Raw genomic sequence first — 21,489 nt, 5'->3', positions numbered from 1 at the left:
CTGCGGCACAGCGCCCGACGGAGCAGCCGGCACTCCACCCGACCCCGCACCTCGCGACCCGAACCCCAGCGCGGAACCCAGCGGCGGCGCGGCGGCGGAAGACCCAGCAGACCCGCCGCCAGAGGTCCCGCTCGGCGGTACGGAGGTCAGTGGCGACCCAGGTGACAGCGCCGCGGCGGACGATCCAGCCGACCCGCCCCCGAATCCGTCACCCGGCGGCACAACGCCGGATGGAGCGCCGGACACACCAGGTGATGCCACCCCATGCGGCCCGGAGCCCGGCGCTGCCCCCCGTGACGACACGGGGACGGACGGCGCGGCGGACGCACCGGTCGATCCACCGCCCGCCGACCCCGACGGGGCCGACGCACCACCTGTTCCCATGCCCCGCGGCACAGAGTCCGACGGCGGCGCGGGGGCCGACGATTCGGCGGACGCACCGCCGGATGACCCGCTCGGCGGTTCGGAGGTCAGCGGTGACCACGGTGGTGGGGAGGCGGGGTCGTGGGCGGTGGTGTCGAAGGTCTGGGATGAGGGGTCGAGGTCGGCGGTGGCGTCGGGTTCTGCGGCTCGTTCGTAGTCGAGCCAGCGCACCCCCTCCGCCACCACGGGGTTGTACCGCCCCTCCGGAAGGGCCCATCGGACACTCGGCTTGCGCTCGCGGAACACGGCCTGCCTCCTGTCATACTCGACGACCGATCGTAGAGGCGATGCCGTTACAGGGAGGGCAAGTCGGCGAGATTCACCGCCCTGACCTGCCCTGTTACCTGCATAAACACCACAAAGCGGCCGCTCACCCGACCTCGACGGTCACCGAGTGCCACCCGGTCGCCCCGTCGGGAGCGGGCGGCGCGGCCTGGTCGGTCTGGGTGCGCCCCGACGCGTCCGTCGCCCGCACCTCGATCGTGTGCGACCCAGGTGTGGCCGCCCAGTCGATCGACCACTGCCGCCAGGTGTCGGGCCCCGGGACCTCGGCCAGCCGAGCCTGCCGCCACTGCCCGCCGTCCACCCGTACCTCCACGGCGTCCACGCCGGTGTGCTGCGCCCACGCCACCCCGGCGACCGTCGTGTCCCCCGCCCGCAGCGAGGCGCCCGGCTTGGGCACGTCGATGCGCGACTGGGTCTTGATGGGCCCCCGCTCCGCCCAGCCACGCGGCGTCCAGTACGCCTGATCCTGGTCGAACCTGGTCGCCTTGATGTCCACGACCCACTTCGTGGCCGACACGTACCCGTACAGACCGGGCACCACCTGCCGTACCGGGAAGCCGTGGTCGAGCGGGAGCGGCTCGCCGTTCATGGCGACGGCGAACAGGGCGTCGCGGCCGTCCATGACCACGTCGGCCGGAGTGCCGCAGGTGAAGCCGTCGGTGGAGGTGGACAGGAGCATGTCGGCGTCCGCCCGCAGCCCCGCCTGGCGCAGCACGTCGGCCATGCGGACACCGAGCCAGCGCGCGTTGCCCACGAGGTTGCCGCCGACCTCGTTGGAGACGCAGGTCAGGGTGACGTCGGCCTCGGTGAGCGGCATCCTCAGCAGGTCGTCGAAGGTGAGCTCGACGGGCCGATCGACCATGCCGTGGATGCGCAGCGTCCAGTCGCGAGGGTCGACCTGGGGGACGACGAGCGCGGTGTCGACGCGGTAGAAGTCGCGATTGGGGGTGATGAACGGCGACAGGCCGCCGATGCGCAGGTCGGCGCCGGCCGGGATGGGCATCGCGGGTGCCGCGGGCTTCGGCAGCGTCACGCCGAGCCGGGCGGCGTCCACGGCCTGCCGACCGCCGAGCTGCCGTCCGAGCACGGTGGCGGCCCCCGCGACGACCACGCCACCGGCCACTCCGGTCAGCAGCCGCCGCCGGTCGAACACGACGGGCTCTCCCCCGCCCCGCATCACCGCCGGCCACTCCACGGCGCCCGCGTCCCGTTCCCCGCCGCTCACGCGCGCGGGGGAACGCACGACAGAAGCCTCCACAGCGCCCTCGCCGGGCCGGGTCGCCCGGCGTACCAACCAGGAAAGGGCGCAGGCTCCGGCGGCCACCCCCGTCACGGTCGGCAGCACGCCGGCGAGACCGGTGTCGGGCCGGGTGAGCACCGCGAGCACGCCGACCACCCCGAACGCCGCCATCCCGGCGAGGCCGTAGGCGAGCCGGCGCCTGGACAGCACCCCGAGCAGCGCGGCCACCCCGGCGAGCACCACGAGCACGCCGCCCACGAGGACGGCCTTGTCGTGCTCACCGAACGTCCTGATCGCGAAGTCCTTGACCGGCGCGGGCGTCAGGTCGACCGTCGCGTCGCCCACGGCGACGACGGGAAACGTCTGCGGCCCCACGACGCCGGCCGCGAGCTGCGCGACGCCGAGCGCCACGCCGCCGGCGACGAGCCCCGCCAGGGCGCCCGCCCACGCCGGCACCTTCTCATTCCTGTACACGCTCCGACCGTACGTCGGCCGGGCCCGGAAGGTTCTTACGCGGTGGTTACGAGCTCAGCAGCTCACGCACGATGGGCGCCAGCGCCCGGAAGGCCCCCCCCCGGTGGCTGATCGCGTCTTTCTCCTCGGGCGCCATCTCGGCGGTCGTGCGCCGCTCCCCCTCGGGCACGAGGATCGGGTCGTACCCGAACCCGTTGACGCCGCGCGGGGTGCGCACCAGACGCCCCGGCAGCACGCCCTCGACGACGCGCTCCTCACCCGACGGCAGCGCCAGCGCGGCGGCGCAGGTGAAGTGGGCGGTCAGCCGCTCCTCGGGCACGTCGGAGACCTGGGCGAGCAGCAGGTCGAGGTTGGCCTGGTCGTCGCCGTGACGCCCGGCCCAGCGGGCGGAGAAGACACCGGGCATGCCGCCCAGCACGTCGACGCAGAGCCCGGAGTCGTCGGCCACGGCGGGCAGCCCGGAGCCCTGGGCGACGGCGTGCGCCTTGAGCAGGGCGTTCTCCTCGAACGTGACGCCGGTCTCGGCGACCTCGCCGATCGACGGGAACTCCTCGAGCCCGACGATCTCGAACCCGGTCAGGATGCGCCGCAGCTCGGCGATCTTGCCTGGGTTGCGGGTGGCGAGCACGATCTTCATGACTCCAGGGCCTCCTGTTGGATGAGGGTCAGCTCCTCGCAGCCTGCCACGGCCAGGTCGAGCAGCCGGTCGAGCACTCCCCGGTCGAACGGCGCGCCCTCGGCCGTGCCCTGCACCTCGACGAAGCTGCCCTCGCCGGTCATCACGACGTTCATGTCGGTCTCGGCGGCGACGTCCTCGCTGTAGCAGAGGTCGAGCATCGGCACGGAGCCGACCACGCCGACGGAGACGGCCGCGACGGAGCCGATGAGCGGGTCGCCGGGGCACATGCGGCGCTCGCGCATCCAGGCGACGGCGTCGGCCAGCGCGACGTAGGCGCCGGTGATCGCGGCCGTCCTGGTGCCGCCGTCGGCCTGCAGCACGTCGCAGTCGAGCAGAATGGAGTTTTCCCCCAACGCTTTGTAATCGACGCACGCGCGCAACGACCGCCCGATCAACCGGGAAATCTCGTGAGTGCGGCCGCCGATTTTGCCGCGGACCGATTCACGATCGTTACGGGTATTGGTCGCCCGCGGCAGCATGGCGTATTCGGCCGTAACCCAGCCCTGCCCGCTGCCCCTGCGCCAGCGGGGCACGCTGTCCTGGACGGAGGCGGCGCACAGCACCCGGGTGCCGCCGAATTCGACCAGCACGGAGCCCTCGGCGTGGGCGAGCCAACGGCGCGTGATGGTGATGGGACGGAGCTGGTCGGGGTTGCGGCCATCCTGACGGGACATGCAGATCACCCTATCTCCGCGCCACGACGCTCTTGACCAAATGTGTCCGACACATGGATCCTTACGCAATGACAACGGGGGTGTTGCGAAACCCTGACTTCTTCCGGTTTCTCGGTTCACATGTGGCGAACGAACTCGGTGCGAATATCTCGCGCGTGGCACTCCCGCTCGTGGCGGTGCTGGCGCTCAACGCCGGCCCCACCGAGGTAGGGCTGTTATCGGCGCTGCAGACGACCGCTTTCCTGCTGATCGGTCTGCCCGCGGGGGTGTGGGTGGACCGGCTGCGCAGACGTCGCGTGATGATGGTGTCCGACCTGTCGAGGTTCGCGCTGCTGGCCAGCATCCCGGTGGCCGCCGAGCTGGACATGCTGTCGATCGAGTTGATGCTCGCCGTGGCGTTGCTCGCCGGGGTGGCGCAGGTCTTCAACGACGTGGCCGACCAGACGTACCTGCCGCATCTGGTGAGCGGCAGGCAGCTCGGCGACGGCAACGCGAAGCTGGAGGTCGTGCGTTCGGGAGCGTTCCTGGCCGGGCCGGGCGTGGGGGGCGCGCTCGTGCAGCTGCTCGGCGCGTCCCGCACGCTGACCGCCACCGCGCTCGGCGCCCTCGCCTCGGTGTTCTTCCTGCGCTCGATCAGGGTCCCGGACGAGCCGCCCGCCGGCACCGAACGCGGCCCGTTGCTGCGCGGCATCAGCGAGGGCCTGGCGTACGTGCGGCAGGACCCGCTGATGCGCTCGTTCGCGGCCTCGTCGGCGATCGGCAACCTGTGCGTCAGCGGCGTGCTCGGCCTGTCGGTGTTGTTCCTGGCCGAGGACGTCGGGCTCGCGCCGAGCCTGATCGGCGCGCTGCTCATGTCGGGCGGGATCGGTGGGCTGCTCGGCGGCCTGACCGGCGGCCGGCTGGCCGAGAGGTACGGCATCGCCAGGACGGCCTGGCTGGCCGTGACCGTCTCGGCGCCGTTCGGCCTGCTCATGCCGTTGACCGAGACCGGCTGGCGGGCGGGGTTCTTCGCGCTCGCCTCGATGGTGATCTCGTGGAGCGCGACCCTGTCGAACGTCGGCCAGATCACCTACCGGCAGACCGTCACCCCCGACCACCTGCTGGGCCGGGTCAACGCCTCGGTCAGGTTCCTGACGTGGGGGGCGATGCCGCTGGGCGCACTGCTGGGCGGCCTCATCGCCCAGCAGATCGGGGTACGCCAGGCGCTGTGGGTGCTCATGGTGGGCCGGCTGGTGGCGTTCGTGCCGCTGCTGTTCTCCCCGCTGCCGCGGATGCGCGACTTCGCCAAGCCCCCGGCTCAGGTCAGCTCGTAGACGGCGCCGCTGCGGGCCAGCTCCAGCGGGCCGCTGTAGCCGCCGCCGGACGCCTCCTCCAGCACGGTCTTCTGGTCGTTCCACGGCACGAGATGGGTCAGCACGAGCCTGCCCACGCCGGCCTTGGCGGCGTGCTGGGCGGCCTGGCGGCCGGTCAGGTGCAGGTCGGCCGGCAGCCCCGGACGCTCGACGAACGACGCCTCGCACAGCAGCAGGTCGACGCCCGCGGCCAGCTTGACCAGCTCTGCCGACTCGCCGGTGTCACCCGAGTAGGCCACGCTCCTGCCGCCGTGGGACACGCGGAAGCCGTACGCCTCGACCGGGTGGTTGACCAGCCCGGCCGTCACGGTGAACGGCCCCACCTCGAACGAGCCCGGCGACAGCGACACGAAGTCGAACGCGCACTCCATCTCCGGCTCGTCCGGCATGCCGTACGCGGCTCCGAGCCGGGAGGGCGCGTCCGCCGGCGCGTAGACGGGCAGCGTCGGATACGGCGCCTGCGGGCCGTACGTGCGGGCCACGTGGTAGGCGCACATGTCGAGGCAGTGGTCGGCGTGCAGGTGGGAGAGGCAGACCGCGTCCACGTCGTACAGGCTGGTGTGGCGTTGCAGCGCGCCGAGCGAGCCGCTGCCGAGGTCGAGCACCAACCGGAAGCCGTCGGCTTCCAGGAGGTAGCAGGACGCTGGGCTGTCGGGGCCCGGGTAGCTCCCCGAGCATCCGACGATGGTCACTTTCATGTGGGCCTCCCGTTGGCGGTGGTACCCCCCACTGGCGAGACTTCGACCGCATCGATCTCCGGGCCCAGGAAACGCCGCCCGAGGCGGGCGAAGAGCAGGGAGTCGCCGGTGGCGCGGAAGCGGTGCCGGGGGGTGGCGTCGCCTCCCGCCGCCAGATCGCGGTCGTGCAGGATCCGATAGACGTCCTTGGCCGTCTCTTCGGCGCTGGAGACCAGCGTCACCCCGTCACCGACGACATAGGAGATGGCGCCGGTGAGCAGCGGGTAGTGGGTGCAGCCGAGGATGAGGGTGTCGCATCCGGCGGCCCTGATGGGCTCCAGGTAATCGCGCACCACCTCGATGAGCTCGTCGCTCATCGTCTCTCCCCGTTCGACGTACTCCACCAGGCGTGGGGCGGCCACGCCGGTGAGCTGCACGTCGGGAGCCGCGGTGAAGGCGTCGTGATAGGCCAGCGACGCGATGGTCGCCTTGGTCGCGATCACGCCGACCTTCCCGTTGCGGGTGGCCCGCACCGCGCGCCTGGTGGCAGGGTGGATCACCTCGACGACCGGGACGTCGTAACGCTCGCGCGCGTCGCGCAGCACGGCGGCGCTGGCGCTGTTGCACGCGATCACGAGCATCTTGACGTTCTGCTCGACGAGGTGGTCCATCACCTGCAGGGCGTAGGCGCGGAGCTCCGCGATGCTTTTCGGCCCGTACGGCTGGTGGGCCGTGTCGGCCACGTAGGTGATCGACTCGTGGGGCAGCTGGTCGATGACCGCTCTGGCGACCGTCAGGCCGCCGACTCCGCTGTCGAAGATCCCAATACTCGCGTCCGGCACGTTCTAGAGGTTAGGCGACCTGCCCGATCAGCACTGCGTAAGAATCCTCACAGTGTGCTGGGTGTGTCCCGTGCGGACTGTCGTGTCCGTCACACCGCGGGTGTTTCATCCTCTTCCGACCCGGGCGAGTTGCCGCGACTGGGCCACGAGGCGGCCGGTGGAGTCGCGCACCTCGACCTCCTCGTCGAACCAGCCGTCGGCGACGAGCCGGCCGCCGCCGAGCACCGTGAGCCAGCCTGGGGCGGGCAGCGCGCGCAGGTGCCAGGTGAGGTCCACGGTGGGTGCCCAGCCGCGCCCGCCCGCCGAGAACACCACCGGGGGCAGCGCGTCCACGGCCAGCGCCAGCACGTACGGGTCGGGGTCCTGGGGCTCGGTCATCCTGAAGTACGCCCGCGACTCCGGCCGGCCGGTGGGCTCACCCTTCAGCCAGGCGATCGTGGGCGGGTCGAAGAGCACCTCCACCTGGGCGTTCAACGTCATGCCCGACTGCGGCTTGGGGTCGGGCAGCTTGACGCACTGCTCGATCGGCGGCATCTCATACGTCGCTTTATCGGCATAAATCGGCTCAGCGCCGTGCAGTGTGGCCGTGGTGATCAGCCCCTCGATCTGCGCCACACCGTCCTGTACGAGCGTCACCCGCGAGAACGCCGCCGTCTTGCCCGTCTTGAGCGGCTCCACCCTGACCTGCGCGGGCCCGGGGACCGGCGCCCGCAGGAACTGGACCGTCGTGCTGACGGGATGCTCGAACGGCGAGGCGTCCACCGCCGCACGCAGGACCGCGGCCATCAGGTAACCGCCGTTGAGCGGCCCGCCGATCGAGTATCCGGGGTCAAGACACACGTCATAGGTGTTCTCGTCGACCCTGATCGCCTGCGTGGCCTCGTCGAACTTCGTCATCCGCTCCTGCCTCACCTCTGGAACTATGTTCTAGATACTCTAGAGCATTCCCCCGTCAGCGCGCCTGCCTGCGAAAACGTGATTCGGCTGACAAAGTTCGATCATGGCAAGTGTCACCGAACTCATCGGTCAATCCGTTTGGGACTCCAACGGGGTGTGGGTCGGTTTCGTGGTGGACATCCGTGTCATCAAGCACAAGGGCGAGCTCCAGCAGAGCCACACGGTCTACGGCCTGGTCGTCTCCAGCCGGCGCGCCCCGCTCTTGCTCGGCCTCACCCGCGACCGCGAGGATCGCGCGAGCTGGTTCTCCCGGACGCTGGCCCGAGTGGTGTACGCGGGGTGCACGTTCGTGCCCTGGTCGAGCGTGGCGGACTACGAAGATGGCGAAGTGCACATCGATGTGCTGAGAAAAGAGCTGAACCGGGTTTAATCCGACTTCAGTGCTTTGCAAGCGCCTGTCTAGCAACATCCGTTACCTTCTCTGTGGCTAGAAGTCCACAGTGTGAGTTGAGTGATGTCTGCGAATAATCCCCCTTATGGCCAGGATCCTGACAGGACCAGGGCGTACAACTGGAATCAGGGCCAGCCCGAGAGCGGCCCCACTGCGCAGTACCCGGGACAGCCGTACCCGCCGCAGCAGCCGAACCAGCAGCAGCCTTACGGCCAGCCGCAGGGACAGGGGGCCTACGATCCGCAGGCGTCCTACGGTCAGCAGCCCGGCCAGCCCGCGTACGGCCAGTCGCAACCCGGCCAGCCCCAACCCGGGCAGCCCCAGCCGGGACAGCCCCAGTACGGCCAGCAACCGCAGTACGGCCAGCAGAATTGGCAGCCCCAGCAGCCGCAGCAGGGCTGGCAGCAGGAGCAGGGCGGCTGGCCGCCGCAACCGCCGCAGCCACCGCAGGGCTGGCAGCAGCAGGGCCCGGAGGGCTTCGGCCCCCCGCAGCCGGCCAAGAAGGGCGGCAAGGGCTGGGTGATCGCCATCGCCGCGACCCTCGCGGTCGTCCTGTTCGGCGGCGGCGCGGTGTGGGCCGTGGGCGCCTTGAGCGGCGGCGGCGCGCAGCCGAACGACGTCCTGCCCGCCGAGTCGATGGCCTACGTCCGGATCGACCTCGACCCGGCCGCCAACCAGAAGGCGGCGCTGTTCCAGCTGGCCCGCAAGTTCACGGCCACCAAGGACACCTTCTCCGGCGAGGACCCGCGCAAGGCCCTGTTCGACACCATCAACGAGAACGCCGACACCAAGGTCGACTTCGCCAAGGACGTCGACCCGTGGCTCGGCAGCCGGATCGGCGTCGCCGTCGTCCCCTCCGGCAAGGAGGAGCCGGACTACGCGGTCGCCGTCCAGGTCACGGACGAGGAGGCCGCCAGGGCCGGCATCGCCAAGCTCATGGACGGCGACGAGTACGGCATCGCCTTCCGCGACGACTACGCGCTGCTGACCGAGACCCAGGCGCTGGCCGACAAGTACGCCGCCGGCGAGGGCACCCTGAGCGACAACGCCGAGTTCGGCGATGACATGGGCGCGCTCGGCGAGCAGGGCGTGCTGTCGTTCTGGGCCGACATGGGCGGTCTGATCGAGGCCACCAAGAGCGAGGTCACGGCCGAGCAGGCCAAGGCGGCCGAGCAGTTCAAGGACGCCAGGTTCAGCGGCGCGCTGCGCTTCGACAGCGCGTACGTCGAGCTGGCCGGCATGTTGCGCGGCGCGACCGGCCTGAACGCCGAGGGCGACCTGGCCGCGGCGAACCTCGCCACCCTGCCCGCCGGCACCGCCGGCGCCCTGTCGATCTCCGGCCTGGACGAGCTGCTCACCAAGAACTGGGCCGACATCGAGAAGCAGAGCGCGGCCGCCGGCCCGGAGGCCCAGCAGATGCTCACGCAGATGCCGAGCCAGCTCGGGCTGCAGCTGCCCGGTGACCTCGCCACCGTCGTCGGCAAGAACTTCACCCTCGCGGTGGACGGCGAGGGCCTGGAGACGAACCAGATCAAGGGCGGCGTGCGCGTCGCCACCGACCCGGCCAAGGCGCAGGCCATCATCGACAAGGTGCAGCAGGCGCTGACGCAGGGCGGCGGCGCCGCTCCGCAGATCGCCAAGGCCACCGGCGACGGCGTCTTCACGGTGGCGACCACCGACGAGTACGCCAAGCAGCTGGCCGCCGAGGGCACGCTGGGCGAGTCGGAGGCCTTCCAGGCGGCGATCCCCAACGCCGAAGAGGTCAACTTCGCGCTCTTCGTCGACCTGGACAAGATCGAGAACCTCTACCTCAAGTCCATGCAGGGCGACGAGAAGGCCAACGCCCAGGCGCTGCGGGCGATCGGCCTGAGCGGCACCCGGGGCGACAGCGAGCTGACGATGTCGCTGCGCGTGCTGGTCAACTAGAACGCGAAAGGGCGGCCGGTCGATCCGACCGGCCGCCCTTTTTCGTGTCTAGGCCCAGAGCTGGCCTTCCAGCCGCTCCTCCGCCTCGTCGAGGGTGCCTTCGTACGCGCCCGTCGACAGGTATTTCCAGCCGCCGTCGGCGACCACGAAGACGACGTCGGCGCGCTCACCCGCCTTGACGGCCTTCGCGGCCACGCCCAGCGCCGCGTGCAGTGCGGCCCCGGTCGAGACCCCGGCGAAGATGCCCTCGGTGGCCAGCAGCTCGCGCGTGCGGCGCAGCGCGTCGGCCGAGCCGACCGAGAAGCGGGTGGTCAGCACCGACTCGTCGTAGAGCTCGGGGATGAAGCCCTCGTCGACGTTGCGCAGGCCGTACACCAGCTCGCCGTAGCGCGGCTCGGCGGCGACGATCTGCACGCCCGGCACCCGCTCGCGCAGGAAGCGGCCGACGCCCATGAGCGTGCCGGTGGTGCCGAGCCCGGCCACGAAGTGGGTGACCGTGGGCAGGTCGTCGAGGATCTCGGGGCCGGTGCTCTCGTAGTGGGAGCGCCAGTTGGCCGGGTTGCCGTACTGGTAGAGCATCACCCAGGACGGGTTCTTCGCGGACAGCTCCTTGGCGATGCGCACGGCTTCGTTGGAACCGCCGGCGGCCGGCGAGGAGATGATCTCCGCGCCCCACATGCGCAGCAGCTGGCGGCGCTCCTCGGAGGTGTTCTCGGGCATCACGCAGATCAGCTTGTAGCCCTTGAGCCGGGCCGCCATGGCCAGCGAGATGCCGGTGTTGCCGCTGGTGGGCTCCAGGATCGTGCAGCCCGGCGTGAGCAGGCCGTCTTTCTCGGCCTGCTGGATCATCCAGAGGGCCGGGCGGTCCTTGATCGAGCCCGTCGGGTTGCGGTCTTCGAGCTTCGCCCACAACCGCACGTCGGCGGAGGGCGACAACCTCGGCAACCCGACGAGGGGCGTACGGCCGACCGAGTCGATCAATGAGTCGAACCGCATGTCACCCACCGGCGACGGCGGGGAGCACGGTCACCGTGTCGCCGTCGGACACGGGGGTGCCGAGGCCGCTCAGGAACCGGACGTCCTCGTCGTTCAGGTAGACGTTCACGAAGCGGCGCAGGCTGCCCTGGTCGACCAGGCGTTCCTTGATGCCGGGGTGGCTCGACTCCAGGTTGCTGATCAGCTCTTCCAGGGTCGCGCCCTCGGCGCTGACGGCCTTGGCGCCGCCGGTGTAGTTACGCAGGATGGTCGGAATGCGAACCTCGATGGCCATCGCGCTCAGTTCTCCTCAGGTCAGGTCGTCGTCCCATCGGCAGCAACGCCGACGGCTGGATGGGGATTCCACCTCAGCGACAGTCGTAGACGACGACAGCCGGAGTATGTGCGAACAGGAAGCTCTGCACCGGCCTGACCATCATGGGAGAAACCTTACCTCTTCCTCGGTAATCACTCCGTCGACGATGCGGTACGAGCGGAACTCCACCTCGTTCTCGTCCCGCGTGGAGACCAGGACGTAGTGGGCGTCAGGCTCGGACGCGTACGACACGTCGGTGCGCGAGGGATAGGCCTCGGTGGCGGTGTGGGAGTGGTAGATCACGACCGGCTCCTCGTCGCGGTCGTCCATCTCCCGCCAGACCCGGAACTGCTCCATCGAGTCGAAGCGGTAGAACGTGGGCGAGCGTTCGGCGTTCTCCATGGGGATGAACCGCTCGGGCACGCCGCCTCGCCCGGCGATGACGCCGCAGGCCTCGTCGGGGTGATCCGCCCGGGCATGGGCGACGATCTTGTCTACCAGTTCCTGCGAGATCGACAGCATGCCCGGAAATTACCAGAGCGCCCGGACCAGGCTGTCCTGCAGGTAGGTCAGCCAGTCGTAGGTGACGTAGGCCGGGTATCGGGGGTCGTCCTCGGACATCATGGCGATCTCGTCGTGGATCTCCTCGGTCACGTCGAGCTTGGTGCCGAGCGTCAGGCGCAGGTCGTTGAGCGAGCGCAGCCACGCCTGGGCCTGCTCGGCCGTGAGCTCGGCCCGCCCCGGCCGCGCGGTGTCGTGGACGGTCTGCGCGTCGGCCCGCTTGCCGTCGCGCAGGGTGGCCTCGGTGTAGCGGCGGAACTCGGCCGACTCCTTCTCGTCGTCGTACGCCGAGGGGAACAGCCGGGCCAGGACCGGATCGGACGGAACGGCGCTGTCGCCGATGCCGAGGGCGCGCTCCAGCGGGTCGTCGCTGGTCTGCCCCGGCGAGACGATGCCGAGCATCATGGACACGAGCGAGCGCATCAGCGAGACCTCCGCGGCCTCGAACTCCGCGACGACCCCGCCGTCCTTGCCCCGCGAGAATCCCGAGCTCACACGCGCCTCACTTGACCGAGTCGGGCTGGAGCGTCGCCCACAGGCCGTAGGAGTGGAGAATCTGCACATCGCGTTCCATCTCTTCACGTGTGCCACTGGAGACGACCGCCTTGCCCTTGCGATGAACGTCCATCATGAGTTTCTCGGCCTTCTCACGGGTGTAGCCGAAGACGGTTTGGAAGACGTAGGTCACATAGGACATGAGGTTGACGGGGTCGTTCCAGACGATGGTCACCCATGGCAGATCGGGTCGCACGTCCGATGACGGACGCTCAACGGCGATTGGAGCGGTGCTTCCCACATCCCCGAGTCTGCCCTATCTGGGCCGTAGTCTTCGAGTCGTGAGAATGACCATGAGCACTGCGTTGCTCACAGATCACTATGAGCTGACGATGTTGCAGGCGGCCCTGCGGAGCGGTGCCGCCCACAGGCGTGCGGTTTTCGAGGTGTTCGCCCGCCATCTCCCCGGTGGACGGCGGTACGGGGTTGTCGCCGGCACGGGACGTGTCCTGGACGAGCTTGAACGCTTCCGTTTTGGTGAGAAAGAACTCACCTTTTTGCGGGAGCACCACGTGGTCGACGAGGCCACTCTGGCGTTTCTCGCCGATTACCGGTTTTCCGGCAACATCTACGGCTACCGCGAGGGCGACCTCTACTTCCCGGCCTCCCCGATCATGGTCGTGGAGGGCACGTTCGCCGAGGCCGTGCTGCTGGAGACCATCGTCCTGTCGATACTCAACCACGACTGCGCCATCGCCTCCGCCGCCTCCCGCATGACGAACGCCGCCGGCAAGCGGCCGCTCATCGAGATGGGCTCGCGGCGCACCCACGAGAACGCCGCGGTGGCGGCGGCGCGGGCCGCGTACATCGCCGGGTTCTCCTCGACCTCCAACCTGATGGCCGGCCACATGTACGGCATCCCCACGGCCGGCACGGCGGCGCACGCGTTCACGCTGCTGCACGACTCGGAGCGGACGGCGTTCGAGGCGCAGATCGCCTCGCTCGGGCCGGACACGACGCTGCTGGTGGATACGTACGACGTGGCCGACGCGGTGCGCACGGCCGTCGAGCTGGCCGGGCCCAAGCTGGGCGCGGTCCGCATCGACTCGGGCGACCTGGCGGCGGCCGCGCAGGAGGTGCGCGAGCAGCTCGACGCGCTCGGGGCCTTCAACACCCGCATCCTGGTCACCTCCGACCTGGACGAGTACGCCATCGCCGCGCTGGCCGCCGCCCCCGTCGACGGCTACGGCGTCGGCACCTCGCTGGTGACCGGGTCGGGCGTGCCGACGGCGGCGCTGGTGTACAAGCTGGTGGCGCGCGAGACGGCCACGGGAAAGCTGGAGGCCGTGGCCAAGCGCTCGGTGGGCAAACCGTCGCGCGGGGGCCGCAAGCAGGCGTACCGGCTGCTGGACGAGGCGGGTCAGGCCGAGACCGAGCTGATCACCACCGGCGGGCTCGTCCCCGAGGGCGGCGTCCCCTTGCTGCACGAGCTGGTGCGCGAGGGCGTCGCCATCGGCCGCGAGCCCCTGTCGGCAGCCCGCGAGCGCCACGCCGCCGCCGTCGCCACGCTCCCCCTGGAGGCCCTCCACCTCGGCAGAGGGTACGCGGCGATCCCTACGGAGTTCGCCTGACGTATCGTGCTACGTATGGGCACCGCATTGATCATCGTCGATGTGCAGAACGACTTCTGCGAGGGCGGCAGTCTGGCCGTGGCCGGGGGCTCCGAGGTGGCCGCGGCGATCACCCGCCACGTGACCGACCACGGCTACGACCACGTCGTGGCGACCCGCGACTACCACATCTCCCCCGGCTCCCACTTCTCCGACACCCCCGACTACGTCTCCACCTGGCCGGCCCACTGCGTGGCCGGCACGCCAGGCGCCGACTTCCACCCGGCGTTCGACGTGGCGGAGGTGGAGGAGGTCTTCAGCAAGGGAGCGACCGCGGCGGCCTACAGCGGGTTCGAGGGCACCTCGGGCGACGGCGTTCCGCTGGCCGAGTGGCTGACCGAGCGCGGGGTGCACGAGGTCGACATCGTGGGCATCGCCACCGACCACTGCGTGCGCGCCACCGCCCTCGACGCGGTCCGGCACGGGCTGGCGGTGCGGGTGTTGCTCGACCTGACCGCAGGGGTGTCCAAGACCACCACGGACGCGGCGATCACGGAGATGCGCGACGCCGGCGCCGTCCTGGAGGGCGCGCCCGCCGTCGGCTGACGTCCCCCTGCTCCACTCCTGGCGCCGTTCGGGAGCTGGGCAGCTCCACGGCGGCGGAGGCCGACGCGGTCCGCTCGCAGTCGGCTAGGGTCCGGTGGTCGATGGTGACGAGGGCTGTGCGGGCGGCTGGGCGACGGCCAGGCCCATCGCGGCCTCGAACGTCGGGAACACCTCGAACGCGTGCCGCAGCCCGGTGATCGACAGCACCCGCGCCATGACGCCCTGCACACCGCCGAGCAGCAGCCGGGTGTTCCGCGCCTCGCACCGCTGCAGGATGTCGACGAGTTCGTTCATGCCCATGGAGTCGCAGAACGTGACCTCGGCGAGGTCGAGGATGAGGAAGTCCTTCGGGGGCAGCTCCCAGACGGGCTGCAGGTGCTCACGGAGGACGGGCAGCGCGTTGACGTCGAGCTCGCCTTCGAGCCGGATGACCACGGCGTTGGTGGAGAGGCCAGAGGTGACGGTGAGCATCGCTTTGCCGTTGGCCTCAGACGACATGGACAACGTCCTTCTGCTCTCCCAAGACACCCTTGAAAGGTTGTTGCCGTTTCCGCCGGGCTTCTAACGGGCCGCCACAGCTTCGTGACCAAATGCGCATGAGTCGCCTGCGCGCGACGCCGGGCGGCGAAGCGCCGCGCGCGAACGGCGCTGGTCAGAGGAGTCCGAGCTTGGTCAGGTAGCCGAGGCCCAGGATGAGGAGGAAGACTCCCAAGACCATCGTGCCGATGATCTTCAGAACGACGTTGGTCAGCTTGCCCGCCCAATGGACGGCCGCCACCGTCATCGCGATGAGGACACCGAGGAGGTAGAGGGTCACGTTGTGGACTTCGGCCGACGTGGACGTTGCCAGTATGAGGTGCAGGCTTACTGTTGCCACGTAGGTTTCCCCTGGTGCGGAGACGCGCTGTGACAGAGACCTCGCACCGCGGGCGCCCCCGTGGATGAAGCGCGCTCGTCGCGTGGGTGCGCCGCGGCCTTTCTGTGGGATGCCGCTCCTGCCGGGTCGGTGGCTCATCTGACCCTCAGCATTCGAACCACCTCCATCTCTCTTCAGTTAAATTCACTGAATATAAACTTCAGTTAAAGATGTACCCCAGCACAATCATCACTATTCGCGTGTGTCGGCGACACGGCAGTGATTAGACTGGGGCCTCTTGTGCTTAACTCATTGCACAAGCTGGCTCTAGCTGCGGATTCTCCACCCCCTCCGCCGCCGGATTCATGTTCACTGAAGTTGTTGAAGTTCATACGAATGAGGCTGGCATGAGCGGCGACGGTTCTCCACTCGCCCGCCGACTGCGGGAGCTGCGCGAGAGTCACTGGCCCGACTTGCGGGTCACCCAGGCACAACTGCGCGTCGCGTTCGAGGTCAGCGTTCCGCTGATCTCGTCATGGGAGTCGGCCCACGCGGCCAAGGTCCCGCCGCTGGCCAGGCTGGAGAAGTACGCCGCGTTCTTCGCGACCAGGAGATCGCTGGCCAACGGCACGCCCATGGTGCTCCCCCTGTCCGAGCTGGCCCCGGACGAGCTCCAGGAGTACCACAAGCTGCTCGAGGAGCTGACCGGGCTGCGCAAGGCGGCGCTGCGGGCCCAGGTCGGGGGCGAGATCGCGGAGCCGGCGCCGGCGCGTGACACCTACTTCAAGAGCCCGTGGCACTTCCCCGAAGGGGAGGCGATCACGATCATCTGCTCCCAGATCCCCGAGGACGAACGCGCCAAGATCCCGTACGCGGATCCGTCCCAGCCGGACTACATCGAGCTCTACAAGTACTCCGACCTGGACTCGCTGTTCGAGCTGTGGGGCCACCTGCGGGCCGCGAACCCGCACAGCCCGGTGACCCTGCGGGCCACGGAGGACTTACGCTCCTCCGACGACCTGACCAGCCACGTGGTGCTCCTGGGCGGCGTCGACTACAACGAGATCACCGCGGCCATGCTCGGCCAGATCGACCTGCCCGTGCGGCAGGTGCCCGACTGGGATGGCGAGAGGGGGCCGTATTTCGAGGTCGACAAGGGCGACGAGCCGGATCGGTATTACACGGTTACCAGCGGCTCCGGCGATAACCTGCGACTCCGGGAGGACGTCGGATTCTTCTATCGCGGCGTCAACCCGGAAAACGTCAAGCGCACCCTCACCATCTGCAACGGCATGTACGCCAGAGGCGTCTACGGCACGGTGCGGGCCCTGACCGACGCACGATTCCGCGACCGCAACGCCGACTACCTGCGGAGCCGATTCGGCGGCACGGCGTCGTTCAGCATTCTCACACGGATCAGGATCGTGGGCCGGGTGGCCATCACGCCGGACTGGACCCGCGACACCTTCCGGCTGCACGAGTGGCCGGAGCCCATCAATGGAGACTGAAATAGAGCACCATCACGACTCCCATCGGCACCTGATCGACGTCCACGCGGACGTCCTCCCGGACTTGGAGCGGTCCGGCGGTGTCGACGCCGTCGTCGTTCCGACGATCAGGCCTCCGGAGCAGCTGCGGCACGCCATCGAGTTGGCGTCCGCGCTGGATTGTGTCCTCGTGACCCTGCACAGCCAGAAGAGCGATCCGCGCCTGGCCAGGGACATGATGCCGCCCGGCCTGCGGTTCATCACCATCGGCGTCGACGACCCGGCGCAGCTCGACCTGCCGGACTTCGCGACGACGGCCCTGCTGAGAGCCACGCCGCTGGCGTGCACGACCGATCTGAGCGCCAAGCGCAACACCGGCCTGCTGCTCGCCCGGCTGATGGGCTGGCGGCGCATCCTGTTCCTGGACGACGACATCGAGGTCGGCGGGCTGGAGGACGTCCGCCGCGCTGCGGCCCTGCTCGACGGCTACGACGCGGTGGGCATGCAGATCGACGGCTTCCCGGACAACTCGGTGGTGTGCCACGCGCACCGGCTGACCGGCGGGAAGCAGGACTGGTTCGTGGCCGGCGGCGCGCTGGCCGTCGAGACGAGCCGCGAGCCCTCGTTCTTTCCCGACATCTACAACGAGGACTGGTTCTACCTGCTGGGCGAGAAATCGCTGCGGCGGCTCGCGGTGACGGGAAGTGTGAAGCAGCGCCCCTACGACCCGTTCGACCACCCGGCCCGCGCGCTCCACCAGGAGTTCGGTGACGTGCTGGCCGAAGGCGTCTATTGGCTGCTGGACGAGGGCGAGAGCTGGCGGGTGGCGGCGGAGGAGGCGTACTGGGAGAAAGCCCTGGCCCGACGCAGGGAGTTCATCGACGACGTGTGGCGCCGGGTGAAAGAGCTGTCAGCCGATCTGTTCACGAACCGCTCCTCCATCGAGGCGTCCGTCAGCGCGGCATCCGACTGCCACGTCTTCATCAAGCCGGAGCTGTGCGTACGGTATCTCAACGCCTGGGCGGAGGATCGCCGTCGCTGGGCGGACCACATCGACAAAACCCCACATATCGGACTTAGCGTGCAAGATATACAAAAGCACCTCATAAGGTCAGAGGTTGAGAAATTTCCTCTTTTCGCATCATTTGATTCGTAAGTGAATCAAACGGGAATCTGTCGTCCGTGGGGGCATGTGACATACGCCAGGCCGTCCATACGGATCTTCCAGCCATGGTCAGGTCGCTCGGACAGGAGCCGTACTTCGCCGATCGGCTGACCAAGCAGGACACCGGGCACGGGGTCCTGCTCGTCGCCTGGCAGCGCGGGGTGGCGGTCGGCGACGTCTACATCTGGCTCGGGGCCGCGGAGGAGCCGGAGCTGCGTGCCCGTCTCCCGGGCGTGGCGCTGCTCACCCACCTGGAGGTCGTGCCGTGGCGGCGCAACGGCGGCATCGGCACCGAGCTGGTGTGGGCGGCCGAGGAGCGGCTCCTCGCCGAGGGCCACGAGCAGGTGGCCCTCGGCGTCGGTCTCGACAACCCGGGCGCGCAGCGGTTGTACCAGCGCCTCGGATACGCCGAGTGGCCGTACGGCGAGGTGGCCACCACGAACGTCGTCTACCACCCCGACGGCCGGCAGGAGCGCCAGCGCGAGATGTGCCGCATCCTCGTCAGGAAGCTCGGCTGACCCCGCCGGGCTCAGCGTCGCTGAGTGGCCCAGCGGCGGATCATGTCGATGCGTTCCTGGATCTGCTCGACGGTCGCCTGCGCGATCGGCGGGCCGCCGCAGACGCGCCGCAGCTCGGCGTGGATGACCCCGTGAGGCTGGCCCGTGCGGTGGTTCCAGGCGCCGACGAGGCCGTTGAGCTCGCGCCGCAACTCGGCGATCTGCTCGTGCGGCGCGAGACTCTGGCTGGGCTCCTGCTCCGGCTGCTTGCGCTTGGCGGCCTGCTGCTCCGACTGCCGCTTGCGCAGCAGGGTCGCCACCTGGTCGGGCTCGAGCAGGCCGGGCAGGCCGATGAAGTCCTCCTCCTCGGCGGAGCCGATCTCGGCTCCCGTGCCGAACTCGCCGCCGTCGAACAGCACCCGGTCGAACGTGGCCGAGGTCTCCATCGTCTCGAACGGCAGCTCGTCGCCCAGGACGTCGGGATTGTCCTTCTTGCGGTTGGCCTGCTCCAGGAGGGAGTCGTCGAGGCCGTCCTCGGGCGGCCGCTTGTTGAGGACGTGGTCGCGCTCGGCCTCCATCTCGTTGGCCAGCCCCAGAAGCGTGGGCACCGAGGGCAGGAAGACCGAGGCGTTCTCGCCGCGTTTGCGGGCCCGGACGAAGCGGCCCACGGCCTGGGCGAAGAACAGCGGGGTGGAGGTCGAGGTGGCGTAGACGCCCACGCACAACCGCGGGATGTCGACGCCCTCCGACACCATGCGGACGGCCACCAGCCAGCGGCCTTCCGAGGCCGCGAACTGCTTGATCTTCTTCGACGCCCCCGGGTCGTCGGACAGCACCACGGTCGCGCCCTCGCCGGTGATGTTGCGCAGGTGACGGGCGTAGGCGCGGGCCGTCTCGTGGTCGGTGGCGATGACCAGGCCGCCCGCGTCGGGCACTCCCCTGCGCACCTCGGTCAGACGCCGGTCGGCGGCCTGCATGACCTGGCGGATCCAGTCGCCCTTGGGGTCGAGCGCGGCCCGCCACGCCTGCGAGAGCTGGTCCTTGGTGAGCGGCGTGCCGAGCGTCGCGGCGATCTCGTCGCCGGCGCGCGTGCGCCACTTCATCTCGCCGGAGTAGGCCAGGAAGATGACCGGCCGCACGACCCCGTCGTCGAGGGCCGGGCCGTAGCCGTAGGAGAAGTCGGCGACGCTGCGCTTGAGACCCTCGCCGTCCTCCTCGTAGGCGACGAACGGGATCGGATTGTCGTCGGACCTGAACGGCGTGCCGGTGAGCTGGAGGCGGCGGGTGGCGGGCTCGAACGCCTCGCGCACGCCGTCGCCCCACGACTTGGCGTCGCCCGCGTGGTGGATCTCGTCGAAGATCACCAGCGTCTTGCGCGCCTCCGTGCGCGCCCTGTGCAGGGCGGGGTGCATGGCGACCTGCGCGTACGTCACCGCGACCCCGATGTAGTCACGCGAGGTCGAGCCCTGGCTGTTCTTGAACTCGGGGTCGATGGCGATGCCCACACGCCCGGCGGCGTCGGCCCACTGGCGCTTGAGGTGCTCGGTGGGGGTCACGACGGTGACCGCCCTGATCACCCCACGCGTGAGCAGCTCGCTGGCGATGCGCAGGGCGTAGGTCGTCTTGCCCGCGCCCGGCGTCGCGACGGTGAGGAAGTCACGCGGCTCGCGCCTGAAGTAGAGGTCGAACGCGTCCTGCTGCCATGCGCGCAACTTCTGGGCGGTGCCCCATGCGGCGCGGTCGGGGTAGGAAGGCGAAAGGTGGGACGCGGCGAAGGTGCTCACCGCATCACCTCTGGGGTTCGTGTGCTTCACTCTCACAGTGACCCAAGAGTAATCGGGGCCACCGACAAGACGTGCCGTGAGCCGTGGATTCTGGCCAAGGTGGTCCTCACGTGCTATGCGGCTTATCTGACGGTCGTCATGACGGCGTCGAGCGCCTGTCTGCGGGCGGTTTCCTCGGGCTGGAGCAGGCCGACGAGCATGACCGGCCTACCGCTCCGGGTGAGCAGCATCACCCTGAGGAACGCCGGCCGGTTCACCACGTCACGATATTCCGCCCGGAGTGCGCGGGTGTGGCCGCCGGGCAGTTCCCTGTCCTCGACCACGGTGACGCGGTCGCCCTTGAGCAGCAGCCGGGAGTAGACCTCGGCCGCCTCGGCGGTGGCCTTCTTGGCGTCCTCGACGGGTTCGGCCACGGGCCTCGCCATCAGCAACGCGCCGCCGGGGCCTCTGGCGACCGAGGTGAACCCGGTGACCGGCGCCACCGGTCCCTCGGTCCACCCCGGCGGGAGCGGCGCCGACAGCCCGGCCTGCGGGTCGCTCAGCCGTGCCCTCTCGGGCGGCGGGGGCGCGGTGAGCCGCGGGGCCAGCGTGAGAGCGCCGGCCACCAGCCCCGCGCCCGCTGCCAGCGCCACCAGGACGGCCGCCACGCGTCGCCACGTCCGTCCGGCGCCCGCCCGCACCTTGCGCAGCGCGGGGTCGGCAGGAGAGCCGTAGAGGCGGGCGGAGGGCGGCAGCGACTCCCAGTCCTGATCGGCGTCACGCGGCACGGCCCCGCGGATCCGGGGATTCCACGGCTGCGCGTTCCCGTCCGGCCAACCGGATCCGGGCCGATCGACCCCGGAGCCGGGCCAGTCACCGTCATCGGCGTCCCGGCCCGATCCGCCCCACCCCGAGCCGGAACGGTCGTCGTCCCCCCAGAAGTCGTCGGGCCGGCCGGGGTCGCGCCGTTCTGCATCGGGCCAGGCGGTGTCGCGCTGACCGGGATCAGTCCGGTCTGCGTCGGGCCGGGTGGGATCGGGGTCGAGGTCGAGCGGATGCGACCGGCGCCCCCGGCCAAGAGCGTCCCAGGCGGGCGCGTCCGGCTCGGAGACCCCGCCACCGCTGCCCCAGACTGGCGGATCGGGCTCGGACGGCCCGCCCCGTCCGCCCGTGGCGGGCGGATCCGGCTCCGCGCGGAGGGGTCTGAAGCGCTCCCCCGGCGCCGCACTGTAGGGGTG

The 21,489-nt window shown here is 70.0% G+C and carries 22 protein-coding genes and 1 pseudogene; 8 read left to right on the top strand and 15 right to left on the bottom strand.

Features of this window, described 5'->3' with window-relative positions; all coding sequences use genetic code 11:
- Positions 1-793: 793 nt before the first annotated feature.
- From E1286_RS28130 to rph, 3 genes are read right to left on the bottom strand one after another with little or no spacing between them, the layout of a single operon-like run.
- Complete coding sequence (locus tag E1286_RS28130; RefSeq protein ID WP_246075239.1) at positions 794-2,422, bottom strand: molybdopterin-dependent oxidoreductase; 1,629 nt, start codon at positions 2,420-2,422, stop codon at positions 794-796.
- Positions 2,423-2,468: 46 nt separating this feature from the next.
- Positions 2,469-3,059, bottom strand: a complete 591-nt coding sequence (gene rdgB / locus E1286_RS28125) for an RdgB/HAM1 family non-canonical purine NTP pyrophosphatase (protein ID WP_132617166.1) — start codon at positions 3,057-3,059, stop codon at positions 2,469-2,471.
- Positions 3,056-3,775: a ribonuclease PH gene (gene rph, locus E1286_RS28120; RefSeq protein ID WP_132617164.1), complete on the bottom strand. Its 720-nt coding sequence runs from the start codon at positions 3,773-3,775 to the stop codon at positions 3,056-3,058. Before rph ends, rdgB begins: the two co-directional genes overlap by 4 nt.
- A 53-nt stretch (positions 3,776-3,828) precedes the next feature.
- On the opposite strand from rph, the gene E1286_RS28115 reads away from it, so the two are divergent.
- On the top strand, positions 3,829-5,088 hold the full coding sequence (locus tag E1286_RS28115; RefSeq protein WP_132617162.1) for an MFS transporter: 1,260 nt from the start codon (positions 3,829-3,831) through the stop codon (positions 5,086-5,088).
- Here the strand turns inward: E1286_RS28115 and E1286_RS28110 are convergent.
- From E1286_RS28110 to E1286_RS28100, 3 genes are all read right to left on the bottom strand, one after another.
- Positions 5,073-5,825 (bottom strand): MBL fold metallo-hydrolase, encoded by a 753-nt coding sequence (locus E1286_RS28110; protein WP_132617160.1) that lies wholly within the window; start codon positions 5,823-5,825, stop codon positions 5,073-5,075. The two genes, E1286_RS28115 and E1286_RS28110, sit on opposite strands and share 16 nt — an antisense overlap.
- Complete coding sequence (gene murI, locus E1286_RS28105; RefSeq protein ID WP_132617158.1) at positions 5,822-6,646, bottom strand: glutamate racemase; 825 nt, start codon at positions 6,644-6,646, stop codon at positions 5,822-5,824. Before murI ends, E1286_RS28110 begins: the two co-directional genes overlap by 4 nt.
- A 105-nt stretch (positions 6,647-6,751) precedes the next feature.
- Positions 6,752-7,543, bottom strand: coding sequence for a thioesterase family protein (locus E1286_RS28100; protein ID WP_132617156.1), 792 nt, complete (start codon positions 7,541-7,543; stop codon positions 6,752-6,754).
- 103 nt (positions 7,544-7,646) lie between these two features.
- On the opposite strand from E1286_RS28100, the gene E1286_RS28095 reads away from it, so the two are divergent.
- Together E1286_RS28095 and E1286_RS28090 are read left to right on the top strand one after the other, a co-directional pair.
- Positions 7,647-7,973 carry a hypothetical protein gene (locus tag E1286_RS28095; protein WP_132617154.1) on the top strand — a complete coding sequence of 109 codons (327 nt, stop codon included), beginning with the start codon at positions 7,647-7,649 and terminating at the stop codon, positions 7,971-7,973.
- A gap of 84 nt (positions 7,974-8,057) precedes the next feature.
- A complete protein-coding gene (locus E1286_RS28090) occupies positions 8,058-9,920 on the top strand; it encodes a DUF3352 domain-containing protein (RefSeq protein ID WP_132617152.1) in 1,863 nt (620 codons plus the stop codon).
- A gap of 48 nt (positions 9,921-9,968) precedes the next feature.
- Here E1286_RS28090 and E1286_RS28085 read toward each other — a convergent pair whose 3' ends face one another.
- The 5 genes from E1286_RS28085 to clpS all read right to left on the bottom strand — a co-directional run bounded on the left by E1286_RS28085 (position 9,969) and on the right by clpS (position 12,568).
- Positions 9,969-10,916, bottom strand: a complete 948-nt coding sequence (locus tag E1286_RS28085) for a PLP-dependent cysteine synthase family protein (protein ID WP_132617150.1) — start codon at positions 10,914-10,916, stop codon at positions 9,969-9,971.
- 1 nt (position 10,917) lies between these two features.
- On the bottom strand, positions 10,918-11,190 hold the full coding sequence (locus E1286_RS28080; protein ID WP_132617148.1) for a MoaD/ThiS family protein: 273 nt from the start codon (positions 11,188-11,190) through the stop codon (positions 10,918-10,920).
- Between the two features lie 141 nt (positions 11,191-11,331).
- Positions 11,332-11,733 carry a M67 family metallopeptidase gene (locus E1286_RS28075; RefSeq protein ID WP_111181530.1) on the bottom strand — a complete coding sequence of 134 codons (402 nt, stop codon included), beginning with the start codon at positions 11,731-11,733 and terminating at the stop codon, positions 11,332-11,334.
- Positions 11,734-11,742: 9 nt separating this feature from the next.
- Positions 11,743-12,267 (bottom strand): DUF2017 domain-containing protein, encoded by a 525-nt coding sequence (locus E1286_RS28070; RefSeq protein WP_132617146.1) that lies wholly within the window; start codon positions 12,265-12,267, stop codon positions 11,743-11,745.
- A gap of 7 nt (positions 12,268-12,274) precedes the next feature.
- Positions 12,275-12,568, bottom strand: coding sequence for an ATP-dependent Clp protease adapter ClpS (clpS, locus tag E1286_RS28065; protein WP_111181532.1), 294 nt, complete (start codon positions 12,566-12,568; stop codon positions 12,275-12,277).
- A 46-nt stretch (positions 12,569-12,614) separates the two neighbouring features.
- On the opposite strand from clpS, the gene E1286_RS28060 reads away from it, so the two are divergent.
- Entirely contained in the window at positions 12,615-13,898 is a 1,284-nt protein-coding gene (locus E1286_RS28060; RefSeq protein ID WP_132617144.1) for a nicotinate phosphoribosyltransferase, read from the top strand.
- Between the two features lie 15 nt (positions 13,899-13,913).
- Positions 13,914-14,483, top strand: a complete 570-nt coding sequence (locus tag E1286_RS28055) for a nicotinamidase (RefSeq protein ID WP_132617142.1) — start codon at positions 13,914-13,916, stop codon at positions 14,481-14,483.
- 84 nt (positions 14,484-14,567) lie between these two features.
- On the opposite strand, the gene E1286_RS28050 is transcribed toward E1286_RS28055, so the two are convergent.
- On the bottom strand, positions 14,568-14,981 hold the full coding sequence (locus E1286_RS28050; protein WP_132617140.1) for an STAS domain-containing protein: 414 nt from the start codon (positions 14,979-14,981) through the stop codon (positions 14,568-14,570).
- A gap of 154 nt (positions 14,982-15,135) precedes the next feature.
- Entirely contained in the window at positions 15,136-15,300 is a 165-nt protein-coding gene (locus E1286_RS48155; RefSeq protein WP_165969943.1) for a hypothetical protein, read from the bottom strand.
- Positions 15,301-15,746: 446 nt separating this feature from the next.
- Between E1286_RS48155 and E1286_RS28045 the strand changes: the two genes are divergently transcribed.
- From E1286_RS28045 to E1286_RS28035, 3 genes are all read left to right on the top strand, one after another.
- Positions 15,747-16,847, top strand: coding sequence for a helix-turn-helix domain-containing protein (locus E1286_RS28045; RefSeq protein ID WP_132617138.1), 1,101 nt, complete (start codon positions 15,747-15,749; stop codon positions 16,845-16,847).
- On the top strand, positions 16,837-17,982 hold the full coding sequence (locus tag E1286_RS28040) for a hypothetical protein (protein ID WP_132617136.1): 1,146 nt from the start codon (positions 16,837-16,839) through the stop codon (positions 17,980-17,982). Before E1286_RS28045 ends, E1286_RS28040 begins: the two co-directional genes overlap by 11 nt.
- A gap of 74 nt (positions 17,983-18,056) precedes the next feature.
- Entirely contained in the window at positions 18,057-18,509 is a 453-nt protein-coding gene (locus E1286_RS28035) for a GNAT family N-acetyltransferase (protein WP_132617134.1), read from the top strand.
- Positions 18,510-18,520: 11 nt separating this feature from the next.
- On the opposite strand, the gene E1286_RS28030 is transcribed toward E1286_RS28035, so the two are convergent.
- On the bottom strand, positions 18,521-20,272 hold the full coding sequence (locus tag E1286_RS28030; RefSeq protein ID WP_187368233.1) for a DEAD/DEAH box helicase: 1,752 nt from the start codon (positions 20,270-20,272) through the stop codon (positions 18,521-18,523).
- A gap of 122 nt (positions 20,273-20,394) precedes the next feature.
- Positions 20,395-21,489 (bottom strand): annotated as a pseudogene (locus E1286_RS48150) (hypothetical protein); the annotation flags it as partial.

The organism is Nonomuraea terrae, assembly GCF_004348995.1.
GTDB classification, from domain to species: domain Bacteria; phylum Actinomycetota; class Actinomycetes; order Streptosporangiales; family Streptosporangiaceae; genus Nonomuraea; species Nonomuraea terrae.
The sequence above is the reverse complement of the archived record's forward strand: the minus strand, read 5'-3'. Positions and strand labels throughout refer to the sequence as shown.

Excerpts from the sequence above, each read along its gene's own strand:
- E1286_RS28110 (WP_132617160.1), bottom strand. The coding sequence starts at position 5,825 with ATGAAAGTGACCATCGTCGGATGCTCGGGGAGCTACCCGGGCCCCGAC.
- E1286_RS28035 (WP_132617134.1), top strand. The coding sequence starts at position 18,057 with ATGGTCAGGTCGCTCGGACAGGAGCCGTACTTCGCCGATCGGCTGACC.
- E1286_RS28050 (WP_132617140.1), bottom strand. The coding sequence starts at position 14,981 with ATGTCGTCTGAGGCCAACGGCAAAGCGATGCTCACCGTCACCTCTGGC.
- E1286_RS28040 (WP_132617136.1), top strand. The coding sequence starts at position 16,837 with ATGGAGACTGAAATAGAGCACCATCACGACTCCCATCGGCACCTGATC.
- rph (WP_132617164.1), bottom strand. The coding sequence starts at position 3,775 with ATGTCCCGTCAGGATGGCCGCAACCCCGACCAGCTCCGTCCCATCACC.
- E1286_RS28060 (WP_132617144.1), top strand. The coding sequence starts at position 12,615 with ATGACCATGAGCACTGCGTTGCTCACAGATCACTATGAGCTGACGATG.
- E1286_RS28055 (WP_132617142.1), top strand. The coding sequence starts at position 13,914 with ATGGGCACCGCATTGATCATCGTCGATGTGCAGAACGACTTCTGCGAG.
- rdgB (WP_132617166.1), bottom strand. The coding sequence starts at position 3,059 with ATGAAGATCGTGCTCGCCACCCGCAACCCAGGCAAGATCGCCGAGCTG.
- E1286_RS28075 (WP_111181530.1), bottom strand. The coding sequence starts at position 11,733 with ATGCTGTCGATCTCGCAGGAACTGGTAGACAAGATCGTCGCCCATGCC.
- E1286_RS28095 (WP_132617154.1), top strand. The coding sequence starts at position 7,647 with ATGGCAAGTGTCACCGAACTCATCGGTCAATCCGTTTGGGACTCCAAC.
- E1286_RS28045 (WP_132617138.1), top strand. The coding sequence starts at position 15,747 with ATGAGCGGCGACGGTTCTCCACTCGCCCGCCGACTGCGGGAGCTGCGC.
- E1286_RS28100 (WP_132617156.1), bottom strand. The coding sequence starts at position 7,543 with ATGACGAAGTTCGACGAGGCCACGCAGGCGATCAGGGTCGACGAGAAC.
- E1286_RS28090 (WP_132617152.1), top strand. The coding sequence starts at position 8,058 with ATGTCTGCGAATAATCCCCCTTATGGCCAGGATCCTGACAGGACCAGG.
- E1286_RS28115 (WP_132617162.1), top strand. The coding sequence starts at position 3,829 with ATGGATCCTTACGCAATGACAACGGGGGTGTTGCGAAACCCTGACTTC.
- E1286_RS28080 (WP_132617148.1), bottom strand. The coding sequence starts at position 11,190 with ATGGCCATCGAGGTTCGCATTCCGACCATCCTGCGTAACTACACCGGC.
- E1286_RS28085 (WP_132617150.1), bottom strand. The coding sequence starts at position 10,916 with ATGCGGTTCGACTCATTGATCGACTCGGTCGGCCGTACGCCCCTCGTC.